General features: G+C 27.9%; 26 protein-coding genes and 1 tRNA gene. 7 read left to right on the top strand and 20 right to left on the bottom strand.

Translation table 11 applies throughout. The features are described from left to right. Positions 1–440 (bottom strand): hypothetical protein (locus QK892_RS15950; protein WP_317274545.1); only part of this gene is annotated, 440 nt, incomplete at its 3' end. Positions 441–618: 178 nt separating this feature from the next. Then, positions 619–1542, bottom strand: a complete 924-nt coding sequence (locus tag QK892_RS15945) for an alpha/beta fold hydrolase (protein WP_317274544.1) — start codon at positions 1540–1542, stop codon at positions 619–621. Positions 1543–1707: 165 nt separating this feature from the next. Here QK892_RS15945 and QK892_RS15940 point away from each other — a divergent pair, with 165 nt between their 5' ends. The 5 genes from QK892_RS15940 to QK892_RS15920 all read left to right on the top strand — a co-directional run bounded on the left by QK892_RS15940 (position 1708) and on the right by QK892_RS15920 (position 7106). Next, a complete protein-coding gene (locus tag QK892_RS15940) occupies positions 1708–3066 on the top strand; it encodes a Mur ligase family protein (protein ID WP_317274543.1) in 1359 nt (452 codons plus the stop codon). Positions 3067–3082: 16 nt separating this feature from the next. Then, positions 3083–3808: a type 1 glutamine amidotransferase gene (locus QK892_RS15935; protein WP_317274542.1), complete on the top strand. Its 726-nt coding sequence runs from the start codon at positions 3083–3085 to the stop codon at positions 3806–3808. Positions 3809–4130: 322 nt separating this feature from the next. Continuing rightward, positions 4131–5423, top strand: a complete 1293-nt coding sequence (locus QK892_RS15930) for a D-alanyl-D-alanine carboxypeptidase family protein (RefSeq protein WP_317274541.1) — start codon at positions 4131–4133, stop codon at positions 5421–5423. Between the two features lie 102 nt (positions 5424–5525). Beyond that, positions 5526–6107: a flavin reductase family protein gene (locus tag QK892_RS15925; protein ID WP_317274540.1), complete on the top strand. Its 582-nt coding sequence runs from the start codon at positions 5526–5528 to the stop codon at positions 6105–6107. Positions 6108–6239: 132 nt separating this feature from the next. Then, on the top strand, positions 6240–7106 hold the full coding sequence (locus QK892_RS15920) for a 50S ribosomal protein L11 methyltransferase (RefSeq protein WP_317274539.1): 867 nt from the start codon (positions 6240–6242) through the stop codon (positions 7104–7106). A gap of 40 nt (positions 7107–7146) precedes the next feature. Here QK892_RS15920 and QK892_RS15915 read toward each other — a convergent pair whose 3' ends face one another. From QK892_RS15915 to glsA, 4 genes are all read right to left on the bottom strand, one after another. Beyond that, positions 7147–7695, bottom strand: a complete 549-nt coding sequence (locus QK892_RS15915) for a lytic transglycosylase domain-containing protein (protein WP_317274538.1) — start codon at positions 7693–7695, stop codon at positions 7147–7149. Between the two features lie 13 nt (positions 7696–7708). After that, positions 7709–8308 (bottom strand): dephospho-CoA kinase, encoded by a 600-nt coding sequence (coaE, locus tag QK892_RS15910; protein ID WP_317274537.1) that lies wholly within the window; start codon positions 8306–8308, stop codon positions 7709–7711. 13 nt (positions 8309–8321) lie between these two features. Continuing rightward, the gene (gene polA / locus QK892_RS15905) at positions 8322–10934 is read right to left on the bottom strand and encodes a DNA polymerase I (protein WP_317274536.1); all 2613 of its coding nucleotides are present in this window, start codon (positions 10932–10934) and stop codon (positions 8322–8324) included. A 100-nt stretch (positions 10935–11034) separates the two neighbouring features. Then, positions 11035–11952 carry a glutaminase A gene (glsA, locus tag QK892_RS15900; protein WP_317274535.1) on the bottom strand — a complete coding sequence of 306 codons (918 nt, stop codon included), beginning with the start codon at positions 11950–11952 and terminating at the stop codon, positions 11035–11037. 168 nt (positions 11953–12120) lie between these two features. Here glsA and QK892_RS15895 point away from each other — a divergent pair, with 168 nt between their 5' ends. Then, complete coding sequence (locus QK892_RS15895; protein ID WP_317274534.1) at positions 12121–13353, top strand: aminopeptidase; 1233 nt, start codon at positions 12121–12123, stop codon at positions 13351–13353. A 73-nt stretch (positions 13354–13426) separates the two neighbouring features. Here QK892_RS15895 and QK892_RS15890 read toward each other — a convergent pair whose 3' ends face one another. The 12 genes from QK892_RS15890 to QK892_RS15835 all read right to left on the bottom strand — a co-directional run bounded on the left by QK892_RS15890 (position 13427) and on the right by QK892_RS15835 (position 24178). Next, positions 13427–13891 (bottom strand): DUF3284 domain-containing protein, encoded by a 465-nt coding sequence (locus QK892_RS15890; RefSeq protein ID WP_317274533.1) that lies wholly within the window; start codon positions 13889–13891, stop codon positions 13427–13429. A gap of 323 nt (positions 13892–14214) precedes the next feature. Beyond that, complete coding sequence (locus tag QK892_RS15885) at positions 14215–14376, bottom strand: small, acid-soluble spore protein, alpha/beta type (protein ID WP_317274532.1); 162 nt, start codon at positions 14374–14376, stop codon at positions 14215–14217. 90 nt (positions 14377–14466) lie between these two features. Then, positions 14467–15684, bottom strand: a complete 1218-nt coding sequence (locus QK892_RS15880; protein ID WP_317274531.1) for an NADP-dependent isocitrate dehydrogenase — start codon at positions 15682–15684, stop codon at positions 14467–14469. Between the two features lie 186 nt (positions 15685–15870). Further along, positions 15871–16881: a YeiH family protein gene (locus QK892_RS15875; RefSeq protein WP_317274530.1), complete on the bottom strand. Its 1011-nt coding sequence runs from the start codon at positions 16879–16881 to the stop codon at positions 15871–15873. A gap of 106 nt (positions 16882–16987) precedes the next feature. Next, positions 16988–17869 carry a LysR family transcriptional regulator gene (locus QK892_RS15870; protein WP_317274529.1) on the bottom strand — a complete coding sequence of 294 codons (882 nt, stop codon included), beginning with the start codon at positions 17867–17869 and terminating at the stop codon, positions 16988–16990. Positions 17870–17925: 56 nt separating this feature from the next. Beyond that, positions 17926–18207, bottom strand: a complete 282-nt coding sequence (locus QK892_RS15865) for a hypothetical protein (RefSeq protein WP_317274528.1) — start codon at positions 18205–18207, stop codon at positions 17926–17928. Positions 18208–18335: 128 nt separating this feature from the next. Further along, positions 18336–18539 carry a hypothetical protein gene (locus tag QK892_RS15860; protein WP_317274527.1) on the bottom strand — a complete coding sequence of 68 codons (204 nt, stop codon included), beginning with the start codon at positions 18537–18539 and terminating at the stop codon, positions 18336–18338. Positions 18540–18553: 14 nt separating this feature from the next. Beyond that, on the bottom strand, positions 18554–19519 hold the full coding sequence (locus QK892_RS15855) for an ABC transporter ATP-binding protein (RefSeq protein ID WP_317274526.1): 966 nt from the start codon (positions 19517–19519) through the stop codon (positions 18554–18556). 2 nt (positions 19520–19521) lie between these two features. Continuing rightward, the gene (locus tag QK892_RS15850) at positions 19522–20490 is read right to left on the bottom strand and encodes an ABC transporter ATP-binding protein (RefSeq protein WP_394855044.1); all 969 of its coding nucleotides are present in this window, start codon (positions 20488–20490) and stop codon (positions 19522–19524) included. A gap of 12 nt (positions 20491–20502) precedes the next feature. Further along, entirely contained in the window at positions 20503–21429 is a 927-nt protein-coding gene (gene opp4C / locus QK892_RS15845; RefSeq protein ID WP_317274525.1) for an oligopeptide ABC transporter permease, read from the bottom strand. Between the two features lie 13 nt (positions 21430–21442). After that, positions 21443–22405 (bottom strand): ABC transporter permease, encoded by a 963-nt coding sequence (locus QK892_RS15840; protein ID WP_317274524.1) that lies wholly within the window; start codon positions 22403–22405, stop codon positions 21443–21445. 66 nt (positions 22406–22471) lie between these two features. Continuing rightward, positions 22472–24178, bottom strand: coding sequence for an ABC transporter substrate-binding protein (locus QK892_RS15835; RefSeq protein WP_317274523.1), 1707 nt, complete (start codon positions 24176–24178; stop codon positions 22472–22474). Between the two features lie 577 nt (positions 24179–24755). On the opposite strand from QK892_RS15835, the gene QK892_RS15830 reads away from it, so the two are divergent. Then, a tRNA-Leu gene (locus QK892_RS15830) sits at positions 24756–24838 on the top strand. Between the two features lie 78 nt (positions 24839–24916). Here the strand turns inward: QK892_RS15830 and QK892_RS15825 are convergent. Both QK892_RS15825 and QK892_RS15820 read right to left on the bottom strand, forming a co-directional pair. After that, positions 24917–26008 carry a PQQ-dependent sugar dehydrogenase gene (locus tag QK892_RS15825; protein WP_317274522.1) on the bottom strand — a complete coding sequence of 364 codons (1092 nt, stop codon included), beginning with the start codon at positions 26006–26008 and terminating at the stop codon, positions 24917–24919. Between the two features lie 144 nt (positions 26009–26152). Then, on the bottom strand, positions 26153–26809 hold the full coding sequence (locus QK892_RS15820; RefSeq protein WP_317274521.1) for a hypothetical protein: 657 nt from the start codon (positions 26807–26809) through the stop codon (positions 26153–26155). Between the last annotated feature and the right edge of the window lie 115 nt (positions 26810–26924).

Genomic DNA, 26924 nt, shown 5'->3' with positions numbered 1-26924 from the left:
ACTAACCAAAATAGATATTCTAAATATATTTTTTTATCTATATTTACGTACTTTCTATACTTAGCAATCATATAAAATAAAATAATAAGATTTGAAAAAATATAATTATGGTACATATTATAACTAAATATTATTTTTACTGCATTGAAATACCCTTCAGGAGATAAAAAAATCATATCCAAAGTAAAATTAATAAACAAAAATACTTGAATTACTCCATATGTTTCTCTTTTAGTTATACCTCTTAGATGAATAGAAAGAGTAAGCAGTATAATAACAATTATAAATTCCCATATTGCCTGTAAATCATAAATAAAGTCTCTATTGAAAAAGGAAAATATAATAAACAATATAGCAATAGTTGCTGTTGATAAAAGATATGGTATCATATCTTTTAAATTCATATAATAAATTTTTTCTCTAAAATTATTATAATCCACTTTTTTCCCCTCACTTAATATAATTACTACATAATTTTACATCATTTCCTTTTATATGTGAATATATTAGTAATATTTTATTTTTAATTTTATTTTTTATTATAAAACAAGAAAAATAGTACCCACTTATTAATAAAAGTAATACTATTTTCTATATTTACACCTATTTATGTTCACTTTAAAAATCACATTTATTTACCCATGATATTATATCAGAAATAACTTCATCCTTATTAAACTCATTTAACATTTCATGCCTATAACCTTTATATAACTTGTAATTCACTTCCTTAACTCCAATCCTATTATAAGTATTATATAAATCTATAATTCCCTTCCCCATATATCCAACAGGATCTCTATCTCCTGAAAAAATAAATATTGGTATATTAAATTTCTTTATCTTATCTAAATTTTCTTGTTTATATATATCCCAAAGTCCATTAATTAAATCTAAATAAAACTCTGTTGTATAAATGAAACCACAAAAATCATCCTCTATATACTTATTAACTTCTTTATCATCACTACATAGCCAATCAAAGTCTGTATTTGGACTTTTTACACTAGAATTAAATCCTCCAAAAGAAAGCTTATCCATAAGTTTACTTCTATTTCCCTTCCCTTTTAACATCATTTCAAATTTACAGACCAATACCCCTGCTTTAGTAAATAATTTTGGTTTCCCATTGCTTCCAGACAAAATTAATCCATCAATTGTTTCCCCATACTCTTGTATATATCTTTGACTTAAAAATGATCCCATGCTATGTCCGAATAGTATAATTGGCATACCTTCATTTTCTTTCTTAATAATGCTATTTAACACTTTTATATCTTCTAGCATTGTATAAAACTTATTCTCCCCCTCTATATCCCCTAATTTATCAATACTCTCACTACTATCACCATGTCCACAGTGATTATGTCCATAAACCAAATATCCATCAGCAACTAATTTTTGTGCAAAATAATCATATCTCTGTATATACTCTGACATTCCATGTACTAACTGAATTATACCTTTTGGTTTCTTATTACTCCCCCACTTTAAATATGATATATTAGAACCTTCGCTATTAGTAAAGATATATTTATCCAAAAAATTCTCTCCCTTCTTTTAAATATTAATAAAATCTTATCATAACTTTATTTTTAAGTTTAAGAAGTTATGATATACTATTCATTGTAAAATTTAAAATATACTTTTTTATTTGATTATATCTTAGTATTATTGTAAATAATATTGGATAAGTATGACAAGGTGGTGAATAATATTAGTATTAAATCTATAATAAGCATTATAGCTTCAAAATTAACAATTTTTCTTACAAAAACAATACTAAAAGGGGGAACTACCTTCCCTGGAAAAGTAGCCTTAAGAATAGATAAAAATATACTAAAAAAAGTATCAGAGGGCTACAAAGTAGTTTTAGTTACAGGAACTAACGGTAAAACTACTACAACTAGTATGATCTACAACATTGTAAAAGGAAGTGGAAAAAAAGTAATTACAAATAATACTGGTGCTAACCTTTTTCCTGGAATAGTAACAACATTTATTGATAATTACAAATTCTTTAATTCTACTAAGGATTCCTATGCAATAATTGAAGTAGATGAAGCAAATTTAAAATATATTACTGAATATATTTCTCCAGAAATAATAACAGTAACTAATCTTTTTAGAGATCAATTAGATAGATATGGTGAAGTGTACACTACTCTTTCTAAGATTTTAGAAGGAATTAATCTTTCTCCAGATACTACTCTAGTTTTAAACGGTGATGAATCTCTTTTAGGTAACTTAGAACTTCCTAATAAAACTATCTTTTATGGCTTTAATGCAAAAATAAGTGATAATAAAGATATTGATGTTAATGCAGATGCTAAGTTCTGCAAGTTCTGCAAATCTCCTTATGAGTATAATCATATTACATACAATCATTTAGGGGATTTTTACTGTACAGGCTGTGGCTTTAAAAGAGCTGGGTTAAAATATGCTGTAAGTGAAATACTAGAACTTACTCCAGATAGTTCTACAGTTAAAATAAATGATTTAGAAGTAAATATAAGTCAATCAGGAGTTTACAATATCTACAATGCATTATGTGCATATTCTATAGCTAAAGAACTTGATATTAATGATGAAGCTATTAAAAAATCATTACAAAACCAAGATTCAAGCTTTGGAAGACAGGAAGCATTAAATATTGATGGAAAAGACGTAAAAATTATTTTAGTAAAAAATCCAGCAGGCTATAATCAAGCTTTAGATACTCTTTGCTTAAATAAAGATAATTTTTCTGCTGCCTTCCTATTAAATGATAATTATGCGGATGGTACTGATGTATCTTGGATTTGGGATGTTGAATTTGAAAAGCTTCATACCCTACATATAGATGAAGTATTTATATCTGGTATTAGATGTTACGATATGGCAGTAAGACTTAAAATAGCTGGATTAAATAAAGATAAATTTATTATAGAAGAAAGCTTCGATACATTAACAGAAAAAATCAAATCTAGCAGCAGTAATAAAGTTTATATTCTAGCTACATATACTGCTATGATAAATTATAGAAAACACTTATATTCAAAAGGCTATATCAAAAAGCTTTGGTAAGAAAGGAGGCCTATCTATGGAATTGAACATCTGTCATCTTTATCCTGACTTACTTAATGTATATGGAGATGTTGGTAATATATTAATACTTAAACATAGAGCTGAAGAAAGAGGAATAAAGGTTAACTTAATAAATATATCATTAAATGATGAATTTGATTCTGAAAATACTGATATATTATTTTTTGGTGGAGGTCAAGATTTTGAACAATCTATAGTTTCCGATGATTTAAAAACTATAAAAAAGCCCTCTCTAGAAAAATATATTGAAGACGAAAAATTAGTTATCGCTATTTGTGGTGGTTATCAACTTCTAGGCAATTATTATATTGCTCCAAACGGTGAAAAAATTGAAGGATTAGGTATCTTAGATATATATACTGAAGGTGGCGATACTCGTTTTATCGGAAATACTGTAATATATAATGAAGAGTTCGATGAAACTTATGTAGGATTTGAAAATCATTCAGGAAGAACTTATATTAATGGATTAAAACCACTAGGTAAGTGTTTACACGGATATGGAAATAATGGTGAAGATGGTTATGAGGGTTGTATTTATAAGAATACTTATTGCAGTTATTTCCATGGCTCACTTTTATCTAAAAATCCTGAATTAGCTGATAGATTCTTAAATATCGCATTAAGTAAAAAATATGGAGATATTAAATTAGAAAAACTTGATGATGAGCTAGAACTTAAAGCTAAAAACAAAATAATAAATAAGTTAAATAATAAATAAGTTAGATAATGAATAAGAGGTAAGAAATTAATCTTACCTCTTATTCATTACATTATATGCATACTTATCCTAAATAAGGATATAATTATTATTAAACTTAAATAATACTCCTACTAATATATAACCTATATTTAGGTAATTAATCTATATCATTTATATTACTTTTAAGATAGCTAATTATTAAGATTATATTATATGTAGTCTAAACTACTTAACAACCTTTTTAATTATTGTTATTATTGATGGTAGATGGTATACTTTAAACAGTGTGTAAAGTAAGTATACATAATATCTAAAAATCTTAAGAAATGGGGAGAAGAACTTGAAAGTAAAAAACTTATTTAAAGCGCTAGCACTTGCTCTTTCAGTTTCAATATTAGCTCCTTTTGCTAATAACGTTAGTGCACAAGAAGTAAATATTCAAACACCAGAAATTATTGGTGAATCATCAATAACTATGGACATAAATACAGGAGAGGTAATTTATTCTAAGAATGCGGATGTAAAACTTTCTCCTGCAAGTACTACAAAATTAATGACTGCTCTATTATTTGCAGAAAACAAGAATAAGACAGACATGTTAACTTTTTCTGATACATCATTAAAAGTAACTGAGACTTCTTTAAATAACTATGTATCTTTAAAGTCAGGTGACAAGATTTCTGCTGAAGATACTATGAAAGCTGTTTTAATATTTTCTGCTAATGACGCTGCATATTTAATGGCTGAATCTGTCGGGGGAACTGTTGATAATTTCATAAATATGATGAATGAAAAAGCTAATGAATTAGGTTTAAAAGACACTCATTTTGAAAATCCGTCAGGTCTCGAGATAGATCCTTTAAATCCTAATAATACTAACATAAATCAAACTACTGCTTATGATTTAGCTAAGATAGGTATTGCTGCTTATAATAATGACTGGATTAGAGATACTATTTCGCCTAAGAATAAAAAAACCTCAATAAGTTTATCAGGTTATCCAATAGAAATAGAATCCAGAAATAAAATCCTAGGTCAATATGGCAATATAGGTGGAAAAACTGGAACAGAAGAACTAGCTGGACATTGTTTTGTAGGATTCTTTGAAAAAGATGGCAGAGAATTAGTTACAGTTGTTCTTAAATCTGAATATGGCGCAAATGGACTTAATGTATTTGAAGATACTGAAAAGGTTGCTAATTATAGTTATTCAGCTCAAAAAGAAACATTCAAAAAATCTGGAGATGAAGTTGGAACTATCGACTTAACTTATAAGACTTTTAGATTTTTTGGCACTGAAAAAACTATTACTGCTCCTATATATCTTAATGAAGATGTACAGTACTATAAAAATGATTTTAATGATAAATATGCAACAATTACATATAATGGAGATATAAAAGATGCATGGAAATTAAGTGGAAATAAAGAAGTAACTTTAACTTACTCTACTCCTGGATACTCACAAGATGTATCTGGAACTATAAAAATTACTGCTATGGAGTTGTTTAAAGCAAACTTACCTTTATATTTACTATCACTATTAATTATTGTTATAGCATTAGTATTAATTTTCTTCATATTTAGAATTATTAATTCAAGTAAAAGAAATCGTAGAAGAAGATATTATTAATAATAATAGGTAGATTTAATTATTAAATCTACCTTTAACTTTGTTAGATAAAAATACATATTTATACTAATATAAAAATTTCTATTAAAGAAAGGATTAATTATGAAAAAACAAAATTTTAAAGGCAGCGTTATGTTAAATCCAACTCCTGTTGTAATAGTTACTAGTAAGAATACCGAAGATAAAGTAAATGCTTTTACAGTAGGTTGGATTAGTACTGTTTGTACTAAAGAACCAATATTAGCAATGGGTGTAAGACCAGAACGTCTTTCTTATGATTATATTAAGGAAAGTGGCGAATGTGTTATTAATTTACCTTCAAAAGATATGGTTAAATTTGTTGATTACTGTGGTGTTACTTCTGGAAGAAAAATTGATAAAATTAAACATTTTGGCTATAAATTATCTGAAGGTGTTTCCATAAGTACTCCTTCAATAGATTTAGCACCTGTTGCTCTTGAATGTAAGGTAAAAAGTATTACTCCTCTTGGAACTCATGATCTTTTTCTTTTAGAAGTACTTAATGTTAAGGTTAATGAAGATTTAATTGATGAAAAGGGGAAAATTTGCTTTAATAAAGCTAATTTGATTTGCTATAATCACGGTGAGTATTACGGTTTAAATGCTAAGCCTTTAGGTTCTTTTGGCTATTCTATAAAAAAGAAAAGGAAAAAAATTAAATAAAGGTAAATACTACTTGCATTTACATAATTATTGATATTCTTAAATCAATAAACTTCTAACTACTTTCTTGACATAAAGTAAAAATCTATCTATACTCAATAATGTTACAATGAAACAATCGGGGGATGCGATATGTATATATTAACTTATAATGTTAAATTTAAAAATTTAGATGAAATAATAGAACTATTACAAATTAATGAAATATATAATGTTTTTTATGAAAGTCCTTTAGAAATCATAACAGATGAGTATGGTTATGGATATTTGGAAAAGGAAGTTGATTCAATAGATATTAAAATCGCATATGATGAAGAAATAGAAGCTTTGAATTTATTTAAAGATAAAGTGACTTCATTAATACATAGTGAATGCATTTCAGTTGAAGAAATTAATTATAATTATGGAACTTATGACTTTCCAACAATTAAAATAAATGAAAATTGGGTCCTTGCCTCCCCTAATGAAGATATATGTGATAAAAATATTAATAAAATATCTTTTATTTCACAAGGTGCTTTTGGCACAGGATTACATGAAACAACTCAAGACTTATTAAATATAATTTTAACTAAAATAGATTTATATGATAAAAAAGTCTTAGATATAGGAACTGGTTCAGGAATTTTATCTATTGCTTCTGGTATCATCGGTGCATCAAAAGTAACAGCTTTAGATATTAGGGATGTAAGAGAAGAAGTAGAATTTAATGCATCTATTAATGGTCTTTATAATATTGAAACTGTTATAGGTAATGCATTAACTGATGAAGTTAAAATTGAAGATAATTTTGATTGGATATATATTAATATTGGTGGAGAAGAAACTGAGTTATTTATGAATTTCATCAAAGAACATTTATCACCTAATGGTAATCTATTGGTTTCAGGTCTTGTAGAATGGAGTTTTGATAAAGTAAGATCAATCATTGAGAGCCATGGATTTAATTTAATAGAAAAATATCAAAGTAATGAGTGGATTACTGCTATATTCAATTAATATTAAATAAAGCACAGCTATAAGCTGTGCTTTATTTAATCTATTTATCATATAAGTATTTATAAATATTATAATTTGCCTTTACTTTATCTACATACTTCTTAGTTTCTGGAAAAGGAATATAGTCTAAGTTTTCACCATCCTTAGAATATTCTTCATAACTTAGCCACTTATTTACATTTCCACTACCACCATTATATGCTGCTAGAACTAAATCTAACTTTTCATCAAATTCATTTTCTAAATTATTAATATACCAACAACCCATCTTAATATTTAACTCTGGATCAAACATCATTGATGGAATGAAATAATTTATTTCTAACTCCTCAGCTGCCCATTCTGATGTTGTATCCATTATCTGCATCAATCCCTTTGCATCTTTTTTAGAAACTGCTGTTGTGTCAAAATTACTTTCTGTTTTAATTACCGCTAAAACAAGATACGGATCCAATTCATATTCCTCACTATATTTATTTACATATTCAGCATACTTGTAAGGATAAACATACTTTTTCATTGCAAATAAAAATCCATAATAAGCTATAAGTATTGCAATTAAAATAGTTAATATACGCTTAAATTTCATTCTCTTCTCCTTACTAATTTATTACATTTAAAAAATCCATTACCTTATCTACTTGCCCCTTAGTTTTTAATAAGTCACCATTATTATCTATAATTATATGTGCATAATCTCTTTTCTTATCTAATGATATCTGAGCATTCATCCTATTGATAGCTTCCTCTCTAGATAACCTATCTCTATTTTTCAATCTAATTATTTGTGTATTATTATCAACCCAAACCACTATTATATAATCCATAAATGTGTGAAGGTCATTTTCAATTAAAGTAGGCGCATCAAGTATTACTATCCTTTCTCCATCTTTTTCATAACTATCTATTCTATCAAAGATCTCTTTTTTAATATATGGTAATATAATATCTTCATACTTTTTTCTTTGTTTTGGAAATCTAAATATATGATTTCCAAATTCCCTTCTTCTAAATTCACCTCTCCAATCAAAAAAACCTGTTCCAAATTCTATTTTAATCTTATCTATTATTTCTGGGTATTTAATTAACACTTCTTTTGATATACTATCTGCATCAATAACATTAAATCCCTTTTCTATTAACATTTTTGAAACGGTACTTTTTCCTGAACCAATTCCTCCTGTTAACCCTATTTTTATCATTTTACTAGGCCCCCTATTTCGCTTCATACCATGTCTTACCAATATTTATATCAACTTCTAAAGGTACATTCATTTCCAGTACATTTTCCATTTCTTCTTTAACTAATCTTTTTACTTGTTCTAATTCATTTTCTTTAACATTTAATATAAGTTCGTCGTGAACTTGTAAAATTATTTTACTTTCAAATTGAAGTTCTTTTAACTTATTATATACATTCACCATGGCTAATTTAATTATGTCAGCAGCACTTCCTTGAATAGGCGCATTCATTGACACTCTCTCTCCTAATGCTTTAACTATTTTATTAGAGGATTTTATTTCAGGAATAAATCTTCTTCTATTCAATATAGTAAGCACAAATCCATGCTCTTTTGCTTCTTCTATTAAACTATCCAAATAGCCTTTTATATTTGGATATCTATCAAAATATATTTCCATATATTCTGAAGCTTCCTTCTTAGTTATGTGTAAATCTTGAGAAAGGCTAAAATCACTAATACCATATACTATTCCAAAATTAACTGCTTTTGCTCTACTTCTCATTAATGGTGTTACCTCTTCAACTGGAACCTTGAACACCTCTGATGCTGTTTTTCTATGAATATCACTATGATCTTTAAATGCTTCAATCATTTTTTGATCCTTAGACAATTCTGCTAATACTCTAAGCTCAATTTGTGAGTAATCACATGATAACAATATATCTCCTGGCTCATCAGGTATAAATACCTTTCTTATTTCCCTTCCCATCTCATATTTTATAGGAATATTTTGAAGATTAGGTTCTGTACTAGATAATCTTCCAGTTGTAGTTACAGTTTGATTAAAAGTTGAATGTATCTTTCCATCAACATCAATAACATTTTTTAAACCTTCCACATAAGTAGAATTCAGTTTTGTTATTTGTCTATAATAAGTAATTTTAGGTATTATCTCATGCTTATCCTGAAGTTTTTCTAATACTTCAGCATTAGTTGAATATCCTGTTTTAGTTTTCTTTATAACAGGTAAATCAAGCTTTTCAAATAAAATTTTCCCTAATTGCTTTGGTGAGTTTATATTAAATTCTTCCTCCGCTAACTCAAATATTTCCTTTTCAGTTCTTTCTATCTCTTCTTTAAATTTAACTGCTAAATCATCTAGCATTCCTTCATTTACATTAAATCCTAAAGACTCCATTGAAGATAATACAGATATTAAAGGATGTTCTACCTTATAATATAATTCTTCCATATTCTCTTCTCTAATTTTATTTTCAAGTATATTATAAATATCCTTTAGCTTGCAGCTTACTCTAAAATTTATTTCATCTTGATTTCCCTTAACATCTTCCCCTAGATATTCATTTATTAAAGATAATATATCATATGAATTTCTTGCAGAATTAATTAAATATGCTGCTATTGCCGTATCAAATTCGAAGCCATTAATTAATATTCCTAATTTATTTAATATTGTAATTAAAGCTTTCCCATCATGAATAACTTTTTTTAATTTGCTATTCTCCATAATATTCTTTAGAGCTAAATCAGCTGACCTTTTATCTTCTTTACTAATTTCATTAAACTTAATAAAGTATGTTTCATTATCACATGAAATATAAATATTATCCAAAGTTATTTCTGAGTATTTTTCACTATTATTTACATCATAAGAAATATAAATAGTATCTTTTAAAGAATTCGACATATCTAAGAATTCATTTGAAGTTTTTATATATTTTATATCTACACTATCATTAATTTGTTCTTCATCATCCTCAGTTTTTGGAAGCTTATCTAACATAGTTTTCATCTGTAACTTAAAGAACATCTTTTTAAGACCTTCTTTATTATATGATTCTTGACTTTTTATATCTTCTAGATCAAAATCTATTGGAACTTCAGTCACTATTGTAGCTAATTTTTTACTAAAAATAGCTTGCTCTTTGTATGTTTCTAAATTGTCTTTTAATTTTTTACCACTAATATTATCTATATTATTTAATACTTCCTCAATAGAACCATAAGTTTGAATTAACTTATAAGCGGTTTTTTCTCCTATCCCAGGCACTCCAGGAATATTATCTGATTTATCTCCCATTAGTCCTTTTACATCAATAAATTGAGTAGGTGTTACTCCAAATTCTTCAATAAAACTTTTATTATTATATGTTGCTGTTTCACTTACACCCTTCTTAGTTATAACAACATTTATATTATCTGAAGCCAATTGAAGAGCATCTTTATCTCCAGTAACTATAAACACTTCTATATTATTTTTTTCAGCATATTTAGCTAAAGATCCAATAATATCATCCGCTTCAAAACCATCTAATTCATATATAGTTATTGATAACAAATCAAGCAATTCCTTTATTATTGGAAACTGTTCTGCAAGTTCTGGTGGCATTTTTTTTCTACCAGCCTTATAGTCCACATATTCATTATGTCTAAATGTAGGACCTTTCTTATCAAAAGCTGCTACTATATAATCTGGTTTTAATTCCCCTTTCATTTTGAATAGCATATTTACAAAACCATATACTGCATTTGTATGAATCCCTTCAGAAGTTGTAAGCTCTGGAATTGCATAGAATGCTCTATTTAAAAGGGAATTTGAATCTAATATTAATAATCTCTCCATTTTTTCCTCCAAGTTAAGGAATTAATTCCTTAAAGCTATTTTTATATAAATTATACTATTAAAAAGTTTATAAATCATTACATTTTAATTAATATATGAATTAAAAAATACTTAAATCTAACTCAATAGATAAATCTTTAATTAATTCAAGTCCTGCTATACTATTTCCTTTTTCATCTAATGCAGGTCCATATATCCCTATTCCATATTTTCTTGGTACAGTCGCTAGTATTCCTCCTCCTACTCCTGATTTCGCTGGAATCCCAACATTTACAGCAAATTCACCTGACGCATCATACATACCACAAGTTACCATAATAGTTTTTACTATTCTGCATACTTCCTTAGGAACTATCTTTTCATTTGTCCAAGGTATTACACCATCATTTGCTAATACCGCTCCAAATCTTGCTAAATCTTTAGCAGTTAATTCTATGGAGCATTGTTTAAAGTATAGGTCTAAAACTTCTTCTACATTTCCTTCTAAGACACCAGTACTTTTCATAAAATAAGCTAATGCTCTATTTCTATTACCTGTTTCTTTTTCTGATAAGTATACCTCTTCATTTACATCTATATGATTATTGTTAGTGACAGCTCTCATAAAATCTAATATCTTTTCCAATTTTTCCTCTACATTCTTACCATCTATTAATGAAGTTGTAACTATAGCACCAGCATTAATCATTGGATTATATGGTTTTCCACTGTCACTAGCTTCTAAATTAACTATAGAGTTGAAACCCATACCTGTAGGCTCTACATCTACTTTTTTAAACACATTGTATCTTCCATTATCTCTAATAGCTAAAATCAAAGAAACTATCTTAGAAATACTTTGCATTGTAAACTTTTTATCATAGTCTCCTGAATAATATTCATTTCCTTTTGAATCTATAACATATATTCCAAGTTCATCTTTATCGGCCTTTGACAATGCAGGTATATAAGATGCAACCTTTCCTTCTTTTCCATATATTCTATTTTTCTCTACTAGTGTATTTAATAAATTAAACATTAAATTTCACCTCTTATTTCCCTTCGTTTATAGCAATATATATTATATTAATAATTATTATTATACACAAGAAAATTTATACTTATTTATTTTAACTAGACTAATTTGCTATATTATGTAAGAATAATTAATATGGATTATATATATTATAAAATTGAGGTGATTTTAATGGATATGACAGAAATGTTAGAAAAATACGCTAAATTAGCAGTAAAAAAAGGAGTTAACTTACAAAAAGATCAAGTTCTATTAGTAAATTCTCCTATTGAATGTGTTGATTTTGCAAGAGCTATTGCTAAAGTAGGTTATGAAGAAGGTGCAAAAGAAGTTGTTGTTCATTATGGTGATCAAAACATACAAAGACTTAAGCTAGAGAATGCATCTATTGAAACTCTAAAAAATGTACCAAACTGGGTATCTGAATCTTATAATTCTTACGCAAGAGAAGGATGTTGTGTTATTTCTATTTCTGCATCTGATCCAGATGCTTTTAAAGGAATCCCTATGGAAAAAATATCAGCATTTCAAAAAAGTAGGCAATTAGCTTTAAAAGAATACTACGATTATTCTATGTCTAATAAAATCCGTTGGACAGTAGTATCAGTTCCAACTGAAGCTTGGGCAACAAAAGTATTTAAAGATTCAAATTCTAAGGAAGCTGTAGATAAATTATGGGATGTAATTTTTGATGTTGTAAGATTAAAGAATGATGATCCTATCAAAGCTTGGGATGAACATAATGAAAACATAAATAAAAATTTAGATTTTTTAAATAACCATAAATTCAAAAAATTACATTACACAAATTCTCAAGGGACAGATTTAACTATTGAACTCCCTGAAGAACATATATGGCTTGGTGGTGCAGAAAAATGTAATTCTGGAATAGAATTTAATGCTAATATGCCTACTGAAGAAGTATTTACATTACCAAAGAGAAATGGAGTTAATGGTACTGTCACATCATCTAAACCTCTAAGTTATGGTGGTAATTTAATAAATAACTTCTCATTAACTTTCAAAGATGGTAAGGTAATTGATTATAAAGCAGAAGAAGGATATGATACCTTAAAAGAATTATTAGAAAGTGATGAAGGATCAAAATATCTTGGTGAAGTTGCTTTAGTGCCTTATGATTCACCTATATCTAATTCAAACATAATATTCTATAATACTTTGTTTGATGAAAATGCAGCTTGTCACCTAGCTTTTGGAAAGGCATATCCAACTTGTATAGTCAATGGTGATAATTTAACTTCAGAAGAATTAATAAGTAAAGGTGCCAATGATTCAATTATCCATGTTGACTTTATGATAGGTACAAAGGATTTAGATATTACAGGCCTTACTTCTGAAAATAAGGAAGTTAAGATATTTTCTGACGGTAATTGGGCATTTTAATTAATTTAAAGGGAGCTGTATAAGCAGCTCCCTAATTAAAAATGTAGAATTATTTAAGGATTTTATTCCTCTTTTAATCATTTATTTCTTGGGTATTTTTAATTCCTCCATCTCTTCTTTCCAGTTCTTTTCCCAATACTTCTTTTAAGTTATTAATCTTATTTTTTAATTTCTTTTTAACACTAAATCTTTGAATTAATATAGTAATTTGAGATGTAAATCCCTTCACTACCTGACCTTCACTTAATGATATTTCTGTTGATTTATCATCAATTTTAGTGAAAATATACTTTGATATATAATTATCTTCATTAATTGAATTTGTTACTTCATATAACTTATTTTTTTCATAGCCAGTTACCGTTGTAACCATCTCTATCTTTTGCTTTCCTACATACTTTAATGCTCTTTTATTACTGCAGCCAACTGGGTTCTTATCATTAAACTTTGGAATTTCTCTTTTATTTAAATCTATAAATACTTTAAATACTCTTTCTAATGGATAATTTACTATAGTATTAATATTATATTGCTTCACTCAAAATACCCCCTACCAAAACTTATAATAATATTATTGCATTTTTAATATAAAATATCTATAAAAAAGTTCACATATATATTTTTGCTTGTTCCGTCGCTTCGCTCCAAGTCACCGCAAAATTACATATGTGAACTCCAAAACTAAAGGAAATAATTCCTCATGCTTCGGAATTATGAAAGTTATTCATAGGATACTATTTTTTATAAACTACTGGATAATAAAAAAGGAGTTAAATATTATATTTATTACGACCTTAGATTCTCTCTAAGTCACTGTAATATAACATTTATCTCCTTGTACAATAAAGATAATATTTTTAACTAATTATCTTCACTTCTTGGCTTATTTTTTCCTAATTTTCTAGATTCTTTTGAATAACCAACTTCATCAGCTGTTTCTACCTTCATCTTTTTCAATTCTGCTTTAGTCTTTTGTCCAGCTTTCTTGTTTTGTTTTGAATTCTTATTATTTTTATGACTCATAAAAACACCTCCTATCTCATATATTTTTAAAATATTAAGGTGTTTTTATTCTAAGTAATAAATAGAAAATCTAGATAAATTATATAAATATTATTTATTTTTATAAAAATTTTCTAATCTTTCTCTTATTGCTTTTATAAATTCAGCAGATTTAGCAACTTTAATATTATCTAATTCAGATAATATTGCTAAATCTTTAGTCATACAACCTTCTTCTATTGTTTGTATAGAGGCTTTTTCTAAATTATTAGCAAAATTAATCAATTCATTATTCTTATCTAATTCTCCTCGTTTTCTTAAAGCTCCTGACCAGGCAAATATAGTTGCGATAGAATTAGTTGAAGTTTCTTTACCTTCTAAATGATTATAATAATGTCTTTGAACTGTACCATGTGCAGCTTCGTACTCATAATATCCTTCTGGTGATACTAGAACAGAAGTCATCATTGCTAAAGATCCAAATGCTGTAGCTATCATATCACTCATTACATCACCATCATAATTTTTGCAAGCCCATATATATCCACCTTTGGATTTTATCACTCTAGCTATAGCATCATCAATTAATGTATAAAAATATTCTATATTAATCTTTTCAAATTCTTCTTTATATTCTTTATCAAATATATCTTGGAAAATATCCTTAAATGTATGATCATATTTTTTTGAGATAGTATCCTTAGTTGCAAACCATAAATCTTGCTTTGTATCTAATGCAAAGTTAAAACAACTTCTAGCAAAGCTTTCAATTGATTTATTTAGGTTATGCATACCTAAAACCACTCCATCACCATTGAAATTATGAATTAACTCTCTCTTCTCTTCTCCACATTCATTTGTAAAAACAAGTTCAACCTTACCTTTGTCTTCTATTTTCATTTCAACATCCTTATACACATCACCATAAGCATGTCTAGCTATTGTTATCGGTTTTTCCCAATTTCTAACATAAGGTTTAATAGAGTTAACTATAATAGGTGCTCTAAATACTGTTCCATCTAAAATAGACCTTATAGTTCCATTTGGACTTTTCCACATTTCCTTTAAATTATATTCTTTTACTCTTGCAGAATTTGGAGTTATAGTTGCACATTTTACTCCTACTCCATATTTCTTTATAGCTTCTGCTGCTAAAACAGTAACTTCATCATTGGTTTCATTTCTATGTTCTAATCCCAAATCATAATATTCTGTTTTTAAGTCAATGAAAGGATATAACAATTCATCTTTAATAATGCCCCATAAGATTCTTGTCATTTCATCTCCATCCATTTCAACTAAAGGATTTATCATTTTAATCTTTTCCATTATTAGCCCCCTATCTAAATTTTTAATAAGTCAATTATACATTATAAGATAATCTTTTACAAATATCTTTTATATTTGAAACTGTTGTATTATAGCACTTATAACTTAATTGAAACCAATAAAAATAAAGCATGCAACGATGTTGTCTGCTTTATTTTTAAATGTACATTATAATATTAATTTATTCTAAAAGAAAATGCTAATAAGAATTATTACAAGAATTACTTGACTAACTCCAACTGCTCCCCCATATAATATAGCTCTAGGACCTTCTTTTATTAAATCTGAAATTTTAACTCTCATTCCAATCCCAGCAAGAGCTATTATTTCAAAATTCCCGCTTATCCATTTAAAAATTTTAGAAATTGATTGTGGGATAATTCCAATTGTATATAGTAAACACATTATAAAAAATCCAGTTATGAACCATGGAATATTTATTTTCCTTTTTTTCTGATTTTTTATATAATTAATATTTTCCTTTTCTTTTTCATTATTGTTTATATTTATTTTTTCATATACTAAAACTACAGCAACAAGCATTACTATTCTTATTATTTTAAATACAGTAGCTAATTTTACTACATCATCAGAAACAAATTTTGCTGATCCTATAACTTGCCCAACAGATTGAAGTATTCCCCCCATCATGGCAGATGTTTGTAAAACTTCATGATTATATAGTTTTAAAGTTATTGTTGGTAATAGTATCATAAGTATTGCTCCAATAACATTTACTATAGTTATGGCAATGCCCTTATCAGAATCCTTTGCATTAATTACAGGAGCTGTTGCTCCTATTGCAGAAGATCCACAAACTGCATTACCTGATGCCATAAGTAAACAATACTCCTTATTAAACATTAACTTTCTTCCTAGCCAATAGGTTAATAGTATAGTGATTGTCATTTGTAAAACAATAAAAATAAGTCCACCAAATCCTAATGATAAAATTTCACTTAAATTAATATTTGCTCCCATTAATACTATTGCATAATTTAAAAGATCCTTTTCTGCAAACTTAGTTCCTTCATTATACTTTTTATTTTTAAACAAAGTATTTCCTGCAAATATTCCTATAAATATTGCAAAGCTTGCTGCACCTACTGTTGTAAACTTTTTTCCTAGAATTTCTGATGCTATTCCAATAATTATACAAATAATAATACCAGGTAATATATGCTTTATTTTATTCAAATTAAACACCTCAATATCTATTCGTTTTATATACCTGAAATTAATTATATGTGTTATTTACATAAAATAAAAATATTAATATTTTATTATTATAATAACTATTTACTTATATATGTTTCTTTGAATATTCAATAAACGTTTTCATATTATTAGAAATAAACTTATCACTATGTAAGATCAAAAATAAATCTCTTTCTATTTTTCCTTCATTTAATCTAAACATATATAGTTCTTTACTTTTAATTTTATCTCTAACAACTCTATACGAAAGACATCCTACACCTAAGTTTGCTTCAACAGTTTTTTTAATTGCTTCGGTGCTACCTAATTCTAAAAAAGTATTAAATTTTATATTATTTTTCTTAAGAAACATTTCTGTATGCTCTCTTGTACCGCTTCCTTCTTCTCTCATAATAAGCTTTTGTTTTTCAAGCTCTTTTCCTGAAATCTCTTTATACTGCCTAAGATTATTTTCTTCTCCACAAATAAATACCAGCTCATCTCTCCATATAGCTTCTTTCGATATTTCTTCTGAATTAATATCACCCTCAACAAATGCGAAGTCAACTTTATTTTCTAAGATTAACTTTTCAATATGCTTGGTATTCCCAATTATTAGAGATATTTCGATATCTTTAAATTCACTAGAATACTCTCTTATTATTTCAGGAAGTATATATATTCCTATAGTCGTGCTTGCACCTATTATTAACTTTCCTTTCAGATTTAGATTTATATCTCTAATAGTCTTTACACTTTCTTCATATAAATTTAGTATTCTTCTAGTATAATTTAAAAAAACTTCTCCTTCATGTGTTAAATATATCTTTTTGCCTATTCTATCAAATAATTTCACTTCTAATTCTGATTCTAATTCATTTATACTTTGACTTATTGATGGTTGACTTATGTACATTTCTTTTGCAACCTTGGTCATATTTAAATGTGTTGCAGTTTCATAAAATATTCTAAGTTTTCTAAAATTCATTTTTCCCTCTTTTAAACATTATAAAAACTCAGCAAAGGCTGAGTTTCTACTCAATTTTATTTATCTACATCCTCATAATCTACGTCAATAACTTCACTATTAGAATTATCAATACTCTCTACCTTATTGTCATTATATGATTTATACTGATATGTAGAGTTATTTGCTGATTTAGTCCTTTTTTTACCATCTATATATCCCTTAATTTTAAAAATTATAAATATAACTATTAGTACTGGAATTAGGAAAATTAAAAGATTAAGGGCTAAATAACCAACAATCCCAATTACTAATATAGAACAAATAATATAAATCCAAGTCTTGATTCTATCATTCATATTAATATACCTCATTATTATTAATAATATTATTTTTCTCCACCTTGGACTTATTATACCATAGGTAAGTTATTATTTCAATAAATGATATTATTTATTTCTTTAAAAGGTTATATATACTGTTTGTTTTATACTCCCCAAATAAATAAGAGTAATTTAGCAAATACCATAAATATTATCATAACCCCAAATACTATTGGAAAAATAATAATATATTGTGAAAACATTATAGATACCAATTCTTTAAATTTAGGTTTATCATTAAATCTTTCACTATCATATTTTTTAATTTCTCTTCTATTATTCTTTTTTTCATTATTTATTTTAAACATTATTTCCCCTCACTTTAAACCAAGTGACATGCTACAAAATGATCTCCACCAACATTTTTGTATTCTGGTTCTATCTCCATACATCTTTTTTCTGCATATGGACATCTTGTGTGGAATTTGCATCCCTTTGGTGGATTTGATGGACTTGGAATATCACCCGTCAATATAATTCTATTTCTTTTAACTGTTGGATCTGGTAGTGGTATAGCAGAGAAAAGTGCTTTTGTGTATGGATGTAATGGATTCTTATATATTTCTGCCTTAGGTGCCTTTTCTACTAAATTACCAAGATACATTACTCCAACAGATGTACTTAAATGTTCAACTACTCCTAAATCATGAGAGATAAACATATAAGTTAAATCCTTCTTTTCTTGTAAATCAGATAAAAGATTTATAATTTGAGCTTGAATAGATACATCTAAAGCTGATACAGGTTCATCTAAAACCATAAAAGATGGATTTAAGGCAAGTGCTCTTGCAATCCCTATTCTTTGTCTTTGACCACCTGAAAATTCATGTGGGTATCTATCTATTTGATATTCAGCTAGTCCACATATTTTCATAGTTTCAAGCACTACATCTCTTGCATGATTTTTAGAAACCATTCCATGATGAATAAGTGCTTCTCCTATTGATTCACCAACTGACATTCTAGGATTTAAAGAAGAATATGGATCCTGAAAGACAATTTGCATATCAGTTCTTAGTTTTCTTAAATCATTTTTCTTTAAATCATGAATATCTTGACCTTTATAAAATACATTTCCTTCCGTTTTCTCTAAAAGTCTAAGTACCACTCTACCCGTAGTACTTTTTCCACATCCAGATTCACCAACAATACCTAAAGTTTCACCTTTATTTATTGAAAAACTTACTCCATCAACAGCTTTTACATTCCCAACTTTTTTTTGCATTATTCCACCCTTAATAGGGAAATACTTTTTTAGAGATTCAACTCTTAAAATTTCTTCATTCATTCTTATTCCCCCTCGTACTTAAAGCATGCTACTTTATGCCCTTTTTCTATAAATTTCAATTCAGGCTGACCTACTTTACACTTATCAAAGCAAAATTCACATCTATCACTAAAATAACAATTATCAGGCATACCTATTGGACTTGGTACTTGCCCTGGAATTGAATATAATCTTTCTTTATATTCATTTAATATAGGTTTAGATTTTAATAAGCCAACTGTATATGGATGAGTAGGATTAGCAAATATAGTCTTAACAGGCCCTTCTTCTATTACCTTTCCAGCATACATTACAACAACATAGTCAGCCATCTCTGCAACAACTCCTAAATCGTGAGTTATTAATAAAATTGACGTATCTATTTTTGTTTTTATATCTCTCATTAAATCTAATATTTGGGCTTGAATAGTAACATCTAGAGCTGTTGTTGGTTCATCTGCTATCAATAGTCTCGGATTACAACTTAATGCCATAGCTATCATTATTCTTTGTCTCATTCCACCGCTTAATTCATGTGGATATCTATCTACAACTTTTTCAGCATCAGATATTCCTACTAAAGAAATCATTTCAATTGCTACTTTTCTAGCTTCCTTTTTGCTAACTTTTCTATGTAGTATCACTGATTCCATTATCTGTTTACCAACAGTAAATACTGGATTTAAAGATGTCATTGGCTCTTGGAATATCATAGATATTTCATTACCTCTAATACTTCTTATTTCATGATCAGATAGCTTTAGTAAATCTTTTCCTTCATAAAGAACTTCACCATCAACTATCTTACCTGGGGAATCAACTAACCTCATTAAACTCATAGCTGTTACACTTTTCCCACATCCTGATTCACCAACTACACAAACTACTTCACCTTTTTTAATCTTGAAACTAACATCATTTACTGCTTTTACCGTCCCAGCATCTGTGTAAAAATACGTTTTTAAATTTTTAAACTCTATTAAATCATTCATAATTAAACCTCCTTACCTCTTTAGTTTTGGATCAAGTGCATCTCTTAGCCCATCACCTAATAAATTGATAGCCATAACAGTTAAGAAGATAAATATTCCTGGTGGTACCCAAAGCCAAGGTCTTTGCATTAAATCAATAAAGTTATTTACAGATTGAATCATATTACCCCATGAAGCTGCTGGAGGTGCAACTCCCATTCCCAAATAACTTAATGCTGATTCTGTCATTATAGCAGAACCTATATTTAAAGTTGCTGATACTATAATTTGTGGAACGACATTCGGAATTAAATGTTTGAAAATTTGTCTTGAATCCTTAAGTCCTAAAGCTTGTGCCGCTTGCATAAATTCTTGTTCTCTTAGTGATAAAATCTGGCCTCTAACTAATCTAGCTATACTTGGCCACGCTAAAAGCCCAATAATTAACATAACATAAAAAATTCTTACGTCTGAGCTTACATTTAAATCTGACATTATAGCCCCTAAGATGATTAATATAGGTAAAAATGGTATGCATAAGAATATGTCAACTATTCTCATAATAACAGTATCAATTTTTCCACCATAATATCCAGCAATGGCACCTAGTGCTCCACCTATAATTACCTCTATAATAACAGCTACAAAGCCAACTAAAAGCGATATTCTTCCTGCATACATAAGTCTAGTTAATATATCTCTCCCTAATAGATCAGTTCCTAACAAATAATATCCACTAGGCGGTTGCTTTTTCATAGCAAAATTCATTGTGTCAGCAGTATATGGTGTAAATAATGGACCAATAAAAGAAAATAATACCATAAAAATTAATATTCCAAGTCCAACCATAGCTAACTTATTTTTTCTAAGTCTTCTAATAACCATTTTCCATGGAGATAATGATTGTGATTTATCTATAATAACTTCTTTCAGTTCATTTTTTTCTAATTTAGTATTCATAACCATTCCCTCCTTACTTTAATCTTATTCTAGGATCTACTAAAGCATAAGTAATATCAGATATTAAACTTCCAAGTAAAGTAAGTATAGCAACTAACATATTGAAGGCCATTAAAAATGGAAAATCTCTAACATTTAAAGCATCAAAAGCTATTTTACCAATTCCAGGCCAAGCAAAAATTGTTTCTGTTATCATAGCTCCAGTAAATAATCCTGGAAGTGATAATCCAAGTATTGTAACTATTGGAATTAAGGCGTTTCTTAAAGCGTGTTTATATATAACAACAGATTCCTTTAATCCCTTTGCTCTTGCGGTTCTAATATAATCTTGTCGTATAACTTCTAACATACTTGTTCTTGTATATCTCATTAAAGATCCTACTTGTAATACAGTAAGCACTAAAAACGGTAAAACCATATGGTACAATACATCCATAAAGTACTTAATTCCTGTAGCTGAGCTTCCAGTAGTAGTCATTCCACCTACAGGGAAAATCCTAAAATCAAAAGCTAATAATTTTATAAACATAAGTCCTAAGAAAAACGAAGGAAGCGATATTCCAATTAGTGCTAAAACAGTGAAAAACCCATCTACAAATGAGTATTGTTTAGTCGCTGATACAATTCCTATTGGAACAGCAATTAAAATACTAGCAACTAAGGATGCTAAGGCTAGAAAAAATGAATTCCACACATAGGTGTTTATAACACTTACAACTGGTTGCTTAAATTTTAATGAATCTCCTAAATTTCCAGTTGCAGAGTTTTTCATCCATGTTATATATCTTGTGACTACAGGTTTATCTAGACCCATACTTTCTTTTAATTCTTGTTTTTTCTCTTCTGTCATATTTGCATTTGCTTTACTACTAACATAATCTCCCGGAGCCTTTGCAATTATAAAAAATACAATAATAGACACTCCAAATAAGACTACTAGCATTTGCAGAAATCTTCTAACTATATAAGTTATCATTTTTATCTCCTTTCTATAATTAATAGTGCTTAGCCTAATTAATTATAGGCCAAGCACTTGTAAAATTTATTCTAAAGTTAATTTATAAAGACTTTGCCAGAAATCTTTATATGGAGTTATTTCATTCTCAAATCCCTTAACTCTTGAGTTAACAGCCCACATATCTCTTCTTTGATATAAGTAGATATATGGAAGATCTTCATTAAGAACATTATATAATTCTTTATAAATTTCTTTTCTCTTTTCGATATCTGTTTCTTTCACTCCTGCAGCTAATAATTCATCAACCTTAGCATTAGAGTATGAAATTTTATTTTGAGCTCCACCAGTACCAAATACACCAGTAGAATCTGCTGCAGGCGTTAATCCCCAAGCCATGAAGTACATTTCAACACTTCCATTATCAACCTTTTCTAATACTCCGTTAAATTCCATTTGTTCTGCTTCAAACTTAACTCCAATTTCCTTATAGTTTGCTTGAGCAATTGGAATTAATGCATCATTAACAGAATTTGGACTACTTGCAGTAAACTTAATTTCAAGTTTAACTCCATCTTTTTCTCTTATTCCATCAGAACCAACTTTCCAACCAGCTTCTTCTAATAATTCAATAGCTTTTTCCTTATTGTATTCATAATCATTTTCACCTTCAGCGTAAGCCCATGATAATTTTGATTGTGGTACATTAATTACATCCGCAAATCCACCAGCATAAACAGCATCAACAACTTCTTTTCTATTTAATCCATATGCTAAAGCTTGTCTCACTTTTTGATCTTGGAATTTAGGATTAGTAAAGTTAAATCCAATATATCCATATCCATTAGTTGGGAATATGTGCAAGTCTAGGAATTGAGAATCCTTTAGAGCTTGAACATTATCTTGGCTAACTGTTACCATATCCATGTCAATTTCACCAGTTGTAAGCATTTGCATTCTTGTTTCTTGTGAAGTAACCTTATAAATTATATTTGGTATATTTGGCTTTCCTAGATGATAGTTTTCATTAGCTACTAAAGTAACTTCTTGACCAGCTACTGTTTTAACTAACTTATATTGTCCTGCTCCAAGTGGAGTCTTATGGAAGCCTTTAATATAATCTAAGCTACCTTGTGTATAATCCTTACCATAATAAGCTTTAGATAAAATACCTGCTGTAAAATCATATATAGCATCTGCATTTACTTCTTCTAAAGTAAATTCTATATTCTTATCATCAATTATATTAATACCTTCAATAGTTGATGCTGTACCTTCTTTATATGCTTTTGCACCTTTAATTTTTGTTGAATTAACAAAGTCTGTTGGTCCATCATAAGTTGCATCTGAGCCTACTATATATGTGAAAGCTACATCTTCAGTAGTTAAAGGTGAACCATCAGAGAACTTTAATCCATCCTTTAATGTAAATGTATATTTTAATCCATCATCTGAAATTTCATACTTTTCAACAAGAGCTTCTACTGGCATACCAGCTCCATCAACTGTTAGAAGTCCTTCAAATACAGTATTTGTTATATATACATCATATGCTGACTCTGCATAAAGTGGATTAAACACTTCTTCTGGTGCATCTATACCAACAACTAAAGTATCCTTTCTGTCTGTTACTGGATTTTTACTTGGATCAGCAGCTGGAATATATCCTTCTACTGCACTACTTGTATCTACTGGTGTTGTTGTCGTCGGTGGTGTTTCTACCTTCTTACATCCACCAAGTACTAACACTCCTGTTAAAGCTAATGTTAGTACAGATATCATTTTCTTTTTCATTAATATTGCCCCCTCTTCATTCTCCTTTTAAAATAATTTAAGTAAGTATTAAAAATTATTATATAATTCCCTGTTATTAACCTCCTTTTTAATAATTTCTTATTCTACTAACAGCGAATATTATTTATTTGTTTTGCATATTTTTAATTAATCTATTCATTTGTATATATAGATATATAGATTAAAATTATTAAAAGAAAATTGAGATTTAACACATTAATCATGCAAGATCATTAGTAGTTTAAACTCAACTTCGCTGTTATATTTATACAAATAATACCTTATTATATATTCATTGTCAATGCATATTTTAGCAATTATTTAAAAATACTTATATTTTTTTGATATATAAAGATATAATCGCTTGTAGTATCTAATATTTATCAATAAACATGTCACTTTTCTTTGTTTTTATCAATTGATAATATATATTATATATTAATTATTATTGTATATTATATTTAACAATTTTTTTATTATGCCTATGAGTGCAAATATTTTTAATATTACTAAATTCTTTCTAAAAATTTTTACTTGCTATTTTAATCCAGCTCTGATATAATAATTTTTGCAGTCAGTCGGCATGGCGGAACTGGCAGACGCACATGACTCAAAATCATGCGGGAAACCGTGAGGGTTCGATTCCCTCTGCCGGCACCAAGTATATTAAAAATGGATTTATCAGTAAGTACCTAAACTTACTGATAAATCCATTTTTATTTTCATCATTATCTATATTCACCTCGGGCTTAATTTAATAATCTTATCATCCCCTATATTAACATTACCTCTTCCGTCCTTATTACTTGTTGTAATGTAAATTGATCCATCTTCTCCTTCAATCACTTCACGTAATCTTCCATATTTGTTTTTTAATAATAATTCTATGTTATTTACAACAGTCCCCCCTTGGTCTAATGATATAACAAGTAACTGCTGTCCACGCAAATTAGAAACTAACAACTTTCCTTTCCAAGGTCCTTTATTTAAAAACACTATTCCTGATGGTGCCCATGTTATATTACCACTATTAATTAATGGTCCTTGTGCTTTAATTTTATTAGAAATTTCATCTCCTTGGACTATTGGCCACCCATAATTTGTACCTGGCAATATGATATTAATCTCGTCATGAGCTGTTTGTCCATGCTCAGATTCATATAATACATTATCTTGATTCCATGTTAAACCTTGTGGATTTCTGTGCCCTAAACTATAAATTAAAGAGTTGCTAATTGGATTATCTTTAGGAATACTTCCATCTAATTCTATTCTTAATACTTTTCCTGCCAAACTATTAACATCTTGTGCTAAAGCAGAATTCCCAGCATCTCCTGTTACTATATATAATTTATTGTCCTTTCCTATCTTTATGCGTCCTCCATTACGAGTTTCTGCCCCTGGAATTTTATCTAAAATGACTTTGTCAATGTTGGCTTTATTATCGCTTTCAATCAATCTAACTACTCTATTATAAATTTTATTTTCTTCTAAATAAGAATGCATTACATAAATATATTTATTCTCTGAGTGGTTTGGATCTAATACAATCCCAAGTAACCCTGCTTCCACTCTATTTACAAAAGGTGAAGTGAATTTAATTAATGGTTCTAGGTTAAGTTTACTATTTTCAATTATTTTAATCGTACCTGACCTCTCAGTAAAATATATTTTACCTTCTTTACTTATATCTATCGCCCATGGAATATCTAGATTTTCTGCTATAACTTCTATTTCATATGGAAATTCACTCGCTGAAGATAAATCAATTTCTATACTCTCTTTCCGTAATAACATACTAGATAGTACTCTATATATTATTCTTTTCATAGAAAGACCCTCCAAATAATAAATTTATTTATAATATAAATATGTATTGAAACATTTATTTTGCATTGTATATTTAAAAAGTTTTTTTATTTATAAAAAATAAGAGTTGAAATTCTATCCAACTCTTAATATTATTTTATTTATCTAAGGATTATGTCTATTACCTCTATCCGGCTTTTGCTCAGGCTTTTCTACTGGATTTTCAATTGGATTTTGTTCTGGTGTTTCACCAAAGTTTTCTTCTTCCCCAGGTGTTGGAGGCTCTTCTACTTCACCTTCTGTATTTTCATTAGGATTTTCCTCTGGAATCACTTCTGGAGTTTCTATTACTTCACTTTCTGGTATAACTATGGGTGTTTCTTCTGGGGCTGAAATTAAACTTGAATCATCATATTCTTCATATGTATCGCTGAACTCATTAGATTCAGCTGCATTTTCTTCTTCTATACTTTTTAATACTTCATTATACAAATTTTCGTAATATATAATATCATCATCAATGTTACCATTACTAATACTTAAATCTATGTTTTCATCTAATTCTCTTATCTTGTTTATTATCTCATCTAATTTATTTTTCTTCAGATTTTCCTCTTCAATAGCTTTATTAACTTTACTGCTTTCATTAAGTTCTTTCTTTTTAACTACTTGAAAAGCTAAATTTTTGTTGTTTAAGTTATTCGAATAAATTGACCCAGAAATAATGACTCCAATTAAGGATACTAGTAGAAATATACATATTCCTATCTTTAATCTAAAGTTATTATTAACTAAGTCTATAATTCTTTTTAAAAATTTCATATTACCCTCCTTCGAATCTTTAAAAATCATTTACTATATTTTAACAGAACTTAAAATAAGATACAAACTATCTGCACAATATAATAAATTAAGATTTTATTAAAATATTCCATTT

It is taken from the genome of Clostridium lamae, assembly GCF_033043255.1.
Taxonomy (GTDB): Bacteria; Bacillota; Clostridia; order Clostridiales; family Clostridiaceae; genus Clostridium; species Clostridium lamae.
This window is presented reverse-complemented; position numbering and strand designations above follow the sequence as displayed.

Bases quoted from the DNA above. Each gene is read 5' to 3' on its own strand.
- QK892_RS15840 (WP_317274524.1), bottom strand. From the start codon at position 22,405: ATGATAACTTATATAGTTAGAAGATTTCTGCAAATGCTAGTAGTCTTA.
- QK892_RS15870 (WP_317274529.1), bottom strand. From the start codon at position 17,869: ATGAATTTTAGAAAACTTAGAATATTTTATGAAACTGCAACACATTTA.
- glsA (WP_317274535.1), bottom strand. From the start codon at position 11,952: ATGTTTAATTTATTAAATACACTAGTAGAGAAAAATAGAATATATGGA.
- QK892_RS15885 (WP_317274532.1), bottom strand. From the start codon at position 14,376: ATGAGTCATAAAAATAATAAGAATTCAAAACAAAACAAGAAAGCTGGA.
- QK892_RS15915 (WP_317274538.1), bottom strand. From the start codon at position 7,695: ATGAAATTTAAGCGTATATTAACTATTTTAATTGCAATACTTATAGCT.
- QK892_RS15880 (WP_317274531.1), bottom strand. From the start codon at position 15,684: ATGGAAAAGATTAAAATGATAAATCCTTTAGTTGAAATGGATGGAGAT.
- QK892_RS15850 (WP_394855044.1), bottom strand. From the start codon at position 20,490: ATGAATGATTTAATAGAGTTTAAAAATTTAAAAACGTATTTTTACACA.
- coaE (WP_317274537.1), bottom strand. From the start codon at position 8,308: ATGATAAAAATAGGGTTAACAGGAGGAATTGGTTCAGGAAAAAGTACC.
- QK892_RS15925 (WP_317274540.1), top strand. From the start codon at position 5,526: ATGAAAAAACAAAATTTTAAAGGCAGCGTTATGTTAAATCCAACTCCT.
- QK892_RS15865 (WP_317274528.1), bottom strand. From the start codon at position 18,207: ATGAATGATAGAATCAAGACTTGGATTTATATTATTTGTTCTATATTA.
- opp4C (WP_317274525.1), bottom strand. From the start codon at position 21,429: ATGAATACTAAATTAGAAAAAAATGAACTGAAAGAAGTTATTATAGAT.
- QK892_RS15860 (WP_317274527.1), bottom strand. From the start codon at position 18,539: ATGTTTAAAATAAATAATGAAAAAAAGAATAATAGAAGAGAAATTAAA.
- polA (WP_317274536.1), bottom strand. From the start codon at position 10,934: ATGGAGAGATTATTAATATTAGATTCAAATTCCCTTTTAAATAGAGCA.
- QK892_RS15835 (WP_317274523.1), bottom strand. From the start codon at position 24,178: ATGAAAAAGAAAATGATATCTGTACTAACATTAGCTTTAACAGGAGTG.
- QK892_RS15935 (WP_317274542.1), top strand. From the start codon at position 3,083: ATGGAATTGAACATCTGTCATCTTTATCCTGACTTACTTAATGTATAT.
- QK892_RS15855 (WP_317274526.1), bottom strand. From the start codon at position 19,519: ATGAATGAAGAAATTTTAAGAGTTGAATCTCTAAAAAAGTATTTCCCT.
- QK892_RS15820 (WP_317274521.1), bottom strand. From the start codon at position 26,809: ATGAAATTTTTAAAAAGAATTATAGACTTAGTTAATAATAACTTTAGA.
- QK892_RS15825 (WP_317274522.1), bottom strand. From the start codon at position 26,008: ATGAAAAGAATAATATATAGAGTACTATCTAGTATGTTATTACGGAAA.
- QK892_RS15895 (WP_317274534.1), top strand. From the start codon at position 12,121: ATGGATATGACAGAAATGTTAGAAAAATACGCTAAATTAGCAGTAAAA.
- QK892_RS15920 (WP_317274539.1), top strand. From the start codon at position 6,240: ATGTATATATTAACTTATAATGTTAAATTTAAAAATTTAGATGAAATA.